This window comes from Rhodopseudomonas sp. B29 (genome assembly GCF_000333455.1).
Classification (GTDB): Bacteria; Pseudomonadota; Alphaproteobacteria; order Rhizobiales; family Xanthobacteraceae; genus Rhodopseudomonas.
This window is the reverse complement of sequence record NZ_BADD01000435.1, coordinates 1-6352: the sequence shown is the minus strand read 5'-3', so window position 1 is coordinate 6352 and position 6352 is coordinate 1. Positions and strand designations below refer to the sequence as shown.

Below are 6352 nucleotides of genomic sequence, written 5' to 3'. Positions count from 1 at the left end.
GGGTCAGTCGAATTCGGCGCTGAGCTCGACAGCCTGGCGGATTTCGTCAATTTCGGCGTCGCGCCGGGCCTGATCCTGTATTTCTGGCAGCTGCACTTCCTCAACAATGTCGGCTGGATTGCCGCGATGATCTTCGCCATCTCCGGCGGGCTGCGGCTGGCGCGCTTCAACGCCACCATGGACGACCCCAACAAGCCGGCCTTCGCGGCCAATTTCTTCACCGGCGTGCCGGCGCCGGCCGGCGCCATCACGGTACTGCTGCCGGTTTATATGGGCTTTCTGGGTGCGCCGACGCCGCCGGCGGTGCTGACGGCGCTGTACACGCTGCTGATCGCTTTCCTGATGGTGTCGCGGCTGCCGGTGTTCTCCGGCAAGGCAGTGCGCCTCCGGGTCGCACCCGAGATGGTGCTGCCCGTGTTCGTCTCGGTGGTGCTGTTTATCGCGCTGCTGATCGGCTACCCGTGGCACATCCTATCGGCCTGCTCGGTTCTGTATCTGCTCAGCCTGCCGATCGGCTGGCGCTCGTATCGCGACCATCAGCGCAGCGCTGCCGCCGCGGCCAAGAAGACCACCCCGCCGCCGGCAACCCCGCGGCCGACCCTGGTGGTCTCCGAGCCGCCGCACGACGATGAACGGCCGGCGCGGCTGAACTGATCGCTGCGCCGCCGACCTGATCCTAATCGTTACCAATTCCTTGCCGACTCGCGTCCGCCGTGGCGCGAGCGCCGTGAGCCTGACCGCGTAGTTCTCCGAGGTCGGCAAAGCCATCATGTGCGCGAAGCTGGCAACAAGCTTTACGCGTCTTTAATGGCACAGCTTATAGGGTTCCGAGGCTGCCCGCATCGAGGGGGCACTCGCCGCCAGAAGGTGGGCGGGTTTGTGCGTGCGCGTCGGAGTAAACCATGGACATCATGACGAGTGCCGGCCTTGCCGGAGGCATAGCGGTTATCGCTGTGATGGTTTTCATGGGCGGTGATCTGCACATGTTCATCTCCGAGCATGCGATGATCATCATCTTCGGCGGTTCGATCACCGCGACCATGATCCGGTTTCCGCTCAATGTGATGCTGCACGGCCTGCCGCTTGGGGCAAAATTCGCCTTCACCATGAGCCGGCTGTCGGCCCGCGATCTGGTCGATGAGCTCGCCAACATCGCCGAAGTGGCCCGCAAATCTGGCCCGGTCGGGCTCGAAAAGGTCGAGGCCGACGATCCGTTTCTGGCCAAGGGCATCCGCTACGTCGCAGACGGCTATGACATCGAATTCATCCGCGACAATCTCGAGCGCGACCGCGACAATTTCCTGATGCACCTCGACGAAGGCAGCAAGATCTATCGCGCCATCGGCGACTGCGCTCCGGCGTTCGGCATGATCGGCACGCTGATCGGCATGGTGCAGATGTTCTCCAACATGTCGGACCCGTCCAAGCTTGGTCCGTTCATGGCGACCGCGCTGCTGGCGACGCTGTACGGCGCGCTGGTCGCAAATCTGTTCTGCCTGCCGATCGCCGACAAACTGCACGGCAAGAAGATCGATGAAGAGACCAACCGCACACTGATCATCGACGGCATCTTGATGATCCGCGACTCCAAGAGCCCGACGCTGGTGCGCGAAATGTTGCTGGCCTACCTGCCCGAGAAGCATCGCCACGAGGAAGACGAAACGGTGCCGGCCTGACGCCGGCGGCTGACGATCGTCCGGACAAGCAGCGATGGCAAAAAAGAAGAAGGCCGGAGGAACACGCCGGCGGGCACGGCTGGTTCGTCACCTTCGCCGACCTGATGGGTCTGTTGAATGAGCTTCTTCGTGATGCTCGTCGCATTCTCGACGCAGGACACCCAGAAGCTGAAGATCGTCGCCGGTTCGATGCGCGACGCCTTCGGCGTGCAGAACGATTCGCGCTATTCGGGCATCATCGAGAACGACGGCCTGCCGACCCGCGGCAAGGTCAAGAACACCGAGCACGTCAATCCGGAGCTGTCGACGTCCAAGCCGTCGCCGGGCGACGTGACCCGCGACGAGGGCATCAACACCAAGGAAGACCGCGAATTTGCGCTGGCTTCCGCCTCGCTGCGCCAGGCGCTGCAGGACATGCCGGAGATCGCCGAACTGTCCAAGAACGTGATGTTCGAGGAAACCAACAAGGGTCTCAATCTCGAGATCATGGATCAGGACGGGCGGCCGATGTTCGCCGACGGCGCCAAGTCGCCCCTCGAACGCACCCGGCTTCTGCTCCAGCGTCTGGCCGTGCCGCTGCGGGCGACGCCGTTGCGGATTTCAATCGTCGGCCACACCTCGACCGGGCTGATGCCGCAGCGAAGCGATTATAACGGCTGGGACCTGTCGTCCGACCGGGCGAACGCCGTGCGGCAGATTCTGGAACGCGAGGGCCTGCCGAGCGCCCATATTTTCGCGGTGACCGGCAAGGCCGACACGCAGCCGCTGTTTCCCGACGATCCTTCGATCGCCGCCAACCGCCGGGTGACCATCACCCTGATGCGCGAAAACCCGACGCTGCCTCCCGGGCTGAAGCCCTGATCGGGCATTTTCCCCAGCGACCTCGCCAACATGCGGCCGGTTGCGCGCTCACTGGTTGCGCCTTACGAATTTACCGATAAACCTGCTATCGTCCGTGCCGGCTCGATCTAAAGCCGAAGCGGCCGGCGTGGGTCCGGCTCGACCTGCGCCGTTCGGGATCGAAACCACCGAACGAGCGTTCTCCAGCAGCCATGGCCCTCAGCGCCGCAACCAACGACGCGTCCGAGACGACGTCGACCGGCTTTTTTGCGCTGACCCTCGGCGCAGTCGGCGTCGTGTTCGGCGATATCGGTACGTCGCCGCTCTATGCCTTTCGCGAGGCCCTGGCGAGCGCGTCCGGCGGCGCGCACGCGACCCGCGTCATGGTGCTCGGCGTGCTGTCGCTGATCCTGTGGGCGCTGCTCATCGTCGTCACTGCCAAATACGTGCTGCTGTTGCTGCGCGCCGACAACAACGGCGAGGGCGGTACGCTGTCGCTCATGGCGCTCGGCCAGCGCGCGCTCGGCCGCCGCAGCCGGCTGCTGCTGGTGCTCGGCGTGGTAGGCGCGTCGATGTTCATCGGCGATTCGATGATCACGCCCGCTATTTCCGTGCTGTCCGCAGTCGAAGGTCTGAAGATCGCCACGCCGGCACTCGACCACTACGTCGTGCCGCTCACGGTGCTGATCCTCATGGCGCTGTTCGCGGTGCAGAGCCACGGCACTGCGATCGTAGCGCGCGCTTTCGGGCCGGTGATGTTGCTGTGGTTCGGCACGCTGGCGGTGATGGGGGCGGTGCATATCACCGACGACCCGTCGGTGCTCTCGGCGATCAACCCGTGGTACGCGGCGCATTTTCTGGCCAATCACGGCACCATCGGCCTTGTGACGCTGGGGGCGGTGTTTCTCGCCGTCACCGGCGGCGAGGCCCTGTACGCCGATCTCGGCCATTTCGGCCGTCGCCCGATCCAGACCGGCTGGCTGGCACTGGTGCTGCCGGCGCTGCTGATCAACTATTTCGGCCAGGGCGCACTGGTGTTGTCGCATCCGAGTGCGCTGGAAAATCCGTTTTACAGGATGGTGCCTGAGAGCTACGTGGTGCCGCTGGTGGTGCTGGCGACGGCTGCCACCGTGATCGCCAGCCAGGCGGTGATCACCGGCGCCTATTCGCTGATCAGTCAGGCGGTGCAACTCGGCCTGCTGCCGCGTTTCGAGGTGCGCTACACCTCGGAGACACACGCCGGGCAGATCTATCTGCCGCGCGTCAATGCGCTGCTGCTGATCGGCGTGATGCTCCTGGTGCTGCTGTTCCAGACCTCGAGCGGGCTGGCGTCCGCCTATGGCATCGCCGTGTCGACCACCATGGTGGCAGACGGCATCATGGGCTTCGTCGTTGTGTGGCAGCTCTGGCATTGGCGCCCGCTCGCAGCCGCTGCTCTGATCGTGCCGTTGGTCGCGGTCGATACGATGTTCTTCAGCGCCAATCTCCTGAAACTGTTCGAGGGCGCCTGGGTGCCGCTGTTGTTTGGCATCGCCATGGTGGTGGTGATCTGGACCTGGCGCAAAGGCGTTTCGCTGCTGACGATCAAGACCCGACGCACCGAAGTGCCGCTCACCGATTTGATTACCAGCTTGGAAAAACGGCCGCCGCACGTGGTCAAAGGCACCGCGGTGTTTCTCACCGGCGACCCCGACTACGTCCCGACCGCGCTGCTGCACAACCTGAAACACAACAAGGTTCTGCACGAGCACAACGTCATTCTCACCATCGAGACAGCGCATACCCCGCGCGTCAGCGTCGCCGATCGGGTGCGGATGGAGAAGGTGAGCGACAAGTTCAGCAAGGTGCGGCTGAAGTTCGGCTTCATGGAATCGCCGAACGTGCCCAAGGCGCTGGTCGCCGCGCGCAAGCTCGGCTGGGAGTTCGACATCATGTCGACCTCGTTCTTCGTTTCCCGGCGCTCGCTGAAGCCGGCTGCGAAGTCCGGCCTGCCGAAGTGGCAGAATCGGCTGTTCATCGCGCTCAGCAAATCCGCCAACGACGCCACCGACTATTTCCAAATTCCAACCGGACGCGTCGTCGAGGTGGGGACTCAAGTCACGATCTGATCGCAGCGGCTGCACCCGAAAGGCGGGTGAATTTGATCCAGGCGGTCTGGGCTGGCTGAGGCCGCGTGCTATCCGGGCGGAGCCGGTCGGAACGCCGGCTGAAATCCGGGAGCCAGTCGATGAGAATGCCCACGAAGACGTTGCGAAGCTTGATTTTTTGCGCGCTTGGCGCGACTTTGGCTGCGCAATGGCCGAGCGTCGTTCTCGCAGTTGCGGTTTTGAGTTCAGGCAGCGCGAGAGCGGGAGATACGCAGGTGGGGCAGGTTCACGATTTGATGCCGCAGGACGTCGCCAAGGGCATTGCGGAAGGCCGCTATCTTTTGATCGACGTGCGCGAGCCCAACGAAGTCGCCGCCGAAGCCTATCCAGACGCGGTGGTGGTGCCGCTCTCGACGTTCGATCCGAAAGCCATTCCCGATCCGGCGGGCAAGGAGATCGTGTTCGCCTGCCGCTCCGGCAAACGCTCCGTCGCCGCCTCGCAGGCAGCCCAGATGGCCGGGCTGCGTTACGACAAGCATCTGGCGGGCGGCATCCTCGGCTGGAAGGCCGCCGGACTGCCGACCAAGCCGGGCCACTGACGGCGAGACGAAGCCGGCACGATGAACAAGGTCTTTTCCGGACTGCCCGTCACCGTTTTCGAGGCGATGTCGCAGCTCGCCCGCGACAACGACGCCATAAATCTCGGCCAGGGCTTTCCCGACGATCCGGGGCCCGAGGACATCCGCCGCGCTGCGGCGGACGCGGTGCTGAACGGCTACAATCAGTACCCGTCGATGATGGGCATCCCGGAACTGCGCCAGGCCATTGCCACGCACTACGCGCACTGGCACGGCGTCAATCTCGATCCGATGACCGAAGTGATGGTGACGTCCGGCGCCACCGAGGCGCTGGCCAGCGCGATCCTCGCCGTGACGTCGCCGGGCGACGAAGTCATCGTGTTTCAGCCGGTGTACGATTCCTATCTGCCGATCATCCGCCAGGCCGGCGGTGTTCCGCGCCTGGTGCGGCTGGAGCCGCCGCATTGGCGTATCACCGAGGAAGCGCTGCGCAAGGTCTTCAATCACAAGACCAAGGCGATCGTCTTCAACAATCCTCTCAATCCGGCCGCGGTGGTGTATCCGCGCGAAGACCTCGAGCTGCTGGCGCGGTTCTGCCAGGAGTACGATGCGGTCGCGATTTGCGACGAGGTGTGGGAGCACGTCACGTTCGACGGCGTCGAGCATGTTCCGCTGATGTCGATCCCCGGCATGCGCGATCGCTGCATCAAGATCGGATCGGCGGGGAAGATCTTCTCGCTGACCGGCTGGAAGGTCGGTTTCGTCTGCGCCGCGCCGCCGCTGCTACGGGTCGCTGCGAAGGTGCATCAGTTCCTCGCTTTCACCACAGCGCCCAACCTGCAGGTCGCGGTGGCCTATGGGCTCGGCAAGGACGACGATTACTTCCTGTCGATGCGCAAGGATCTGGCGCGGAGCCGCGACCGGCTCGCCGAGGGGCTGAAGCAGATCGGCTTTCCGGTGATCCGCTCGCAAGGCACGTACTTCCTCACCGTCGATCTGGCGCCGCTCGGGCTCAGCGGCATCGTTGTGCGAATAGGGTTCTGCCCGCGTTGGCGGCGTGACACCTGTTAACGCGATCGAAGGCAGCAGAGGTTACCGGCTCTTATGTCGGGTGGACCGGTAATAAGTCCTAGTAGAAGCGCGGCCTCATGAACCGCGTGGACGAATAACG

The 6352-nt window shown here is 64.0% G+C and carries 4 protein-coding genes and 2 pseudogenes; all 6 read left to right on the top strand.

What is annotated here, in order from left to right; all coding sequences use genetic code 11:
• A partial coding sequence (locus I5M_RS15600; RefSeq protein ID WP_022722245.1) for a phosphatidylcholine/phosphatidylserine synthase occupies positions 1-654 on the top strand: 654 nt, incomplete at its 5' end.
• 248 nt (positions 655-902) lie between these two features.
• Entirely contained in the window at positions 903-1676 is a 774-nt protein-coding gene (locus tag I5M_RS15595) for a motility protein A (RefSeq protein ID WP_022722244.1), read from the top strand.
• Positions 1673-2537: pseudogene (locus I5M_RS29860) on the top strand (flagellar motor protein MotB). The gene I5M_RS15595 and the pseudogene I5M_RS29860 overlap by 4 nt, the downstream one beginning before the upstream one ends.
• A gap of 191 nt (positions 2538-2728) precedes the next feature.
• Positions 2729-4624, top strand: coding sequence for a potassium transporter Kup (locus I5M_RS15585; RefSeq protein ID WP_022722243.1), 1896 nt, complete (start codon positions 2729-2731; stop codon positions 4622-4624).
• A gap of 254 nt (positions 4625-4878) precedes the next feature.
• Positions 4879-5202: a rhodanese-like domain-containing protein gene (locus I5M_RS15580; protein WP_022722242.1), complete on the top strand. Its 324-nt coding sequence runs from the start codon at positions 4879-4881 to the stop codon at positions 5200-5202.
• A gap of 21 nt (positions 5203-5223) precedes the next feature.
• A pseudogene (locus I5M_RS15575) lies at positions 5224-6198 on the top strand (aminotransferase); the annotation flags it as partial.
• Positions 6199-6352: the final 154 nt, after the last annotated feature.

Bases quoted from the DNA above. Each gene is read 5' to 3' on its own strand.
- I5M_RS15595 (WP_022722244.1), top strand. From the start codon at position 903: ATGGACATCATGACGAGTGCCGGCCTTGCCGGAGGCATAGCGGTTATC.
- I5M_RS15585 (WP_022722243.1), top strand. From the start codon at position 2,729: ATGGCCCTCAGCGCCGCAACCAACGACGCGTCCGAGACGACGTCGACC.